The sequence below is a fragment of the Streptomyces sp. NPDC090108 genome, from assembly GCF_044747185.1.
Classification (GTDB): Bacteria; Actinomycetota; Actinomycetes; order Streptomycetales; family Streptomycetaceae; genus Streptomyces.
Genome location: NZ_JBIVDQ010000016.1, coordinates 1 through 1,286 on the forward strand (window position 1 = coordinate 1; position 1,286 = coordinate 1,286).

General features: G+C 67.0%; 2 protein-coding genes. One reads left to right on the forward strand and one right to left on the reverse strand.

The window, feature by feature from the left end:
* Positions 1–47: 47 nt before the first annotated feature.
* Positions 48–392, forward strand: coding sequence for a DUF2750 domain-containing protein (locus tag ACIPRD_RS32480; RefSeq protein WP_401568303.1), 345 nt, complete (start codon positions 48–50; stop codon positions 390–392).
* On the opposite strand, the gene ACIPRD_RS32485 is transcribed toward ACIPRD_RS32480, so the two are convergent.
* Positions 389–1,218 (reverse strand): IS5 family transposase gene (locus ACIPRD_RS32485; protein ID WP_401568305.1). Its coding sequence is split into 2 segments (ribosomal slippage): positions 389–889 and positions 892–1,218, totalling 828 coding nucleotides; the frame shifts between segments, so codons are not numbered across the junction. The two genes, ACIPRD_RS32480 and ACIPRD_RS32485, sit on opposite strands and share 4 nt — an antisense overlap.
* Between the last annotated feature and the right edge of the window lie 68 nt (positions 1,219–1,286).

Here is a 1,286-nt window from a genome sequence, read left to right on the forward strand (position 1 = left end):
AGAACTCCTAACGAAATACGTGTTGGGGAACGGTAGGCTCGGCGGCCATGAGTCAGAGCGGTTCTCAAGCGGCGGCGTTCTTCCGAGACGTCCGCCAAAGCAGAGTGGTCTGGCTTGTCCGGGATGACGACGGAAGCCCGACTCACCTCTCCGCGGACGGCCTGCGAAGTTTCCCCTTCTGGTCGACCTCGTCCCGCGCCCAGAGGGCAGCGAAGATCTGGGGGCGTGGACTCCGCGTTGACTCCATGTCCTTGGACACCTGGTGCGATTGCGTGCTGCCCGATGCCGCCCAGGATGGACTCGTGATCGGCATCAACTGGAGCGGGCCGCGCCTGGTCGGCTGGAGTTTCACCCCCAGGGAAGTTCTCAACCGGCTGGCGGCGACTAACTAGCCCACGGCATCGTTCACCAGAGCGCGCAGTCGCCGCCAGCAGATGAGTGCGCATCCGAGGGTGAGGAAGGCTTCGTGGATGTCGTCGCGGATCTCCCAGCGGATGCGCAGGCGGCGGAACCAGTGCAGATGGGCGAACGCCCGCTCCACGACCCACCGTTGGCTGCCCAGGCCGGAGCCGTGCTCGGTGCCGCGGCGGGCGATTAGTGGTTTCACGCCGAGGTCCCAGATCAGGCGGCGGTACTTGTCGTGGTCGTAGCCGCGGTCGCCTAGCACCACGTCCGGGCGGCGCCGGGGCTTGCCGCGCTTGCCCCGCACCGGCGGCACGGCTTGAAGTAGTGGGATCAACTGGGTGACGTCGTTGCGGTTGCCGCCGGTCAGGGTGGCGGCGAGGGGGATGCCGGTGGCGTCGGTGATCAAGTGGTGTTTGCTGCCGGTTCTGCCCCGGTCGACAGGGCTTCGTCCGGTCTTGGGTCCCCCTTTAACGCCCGGATGTGGGAGCCGTCGACCGCCGCCCGGGAGAAGTCCAGGGCGTTCGCACCCCGCAGCTTGGCGAGCAGAACTTCGTGCAGCCGGGGCCAGACGCCGGCTGCGGTCCACTCTGCCAGGCGGCGCCAGCACGTCATGCCCGAGCCGAAGCCGAGCTCCTGCGGAAGGTGCTCCCAGGCGATCCCGGTATGCAGCACGAACAGGATGCCCTGGAACACCAGCCGGTCCGGATGCCGCTTGCGTCCCGGATGCCGCATCCGACGCTCGACCTTCGGCAGCAGCGGCTCGACCACAGCCCACAACTCGTCATCGACCTCCCACGGCTTCGACCGCGCCACCCCACACCCCCAGATCGTCAAGCTGAGAGCGATCCAACCACGCCGAAGATCATTTCGTTAGGAGTTCT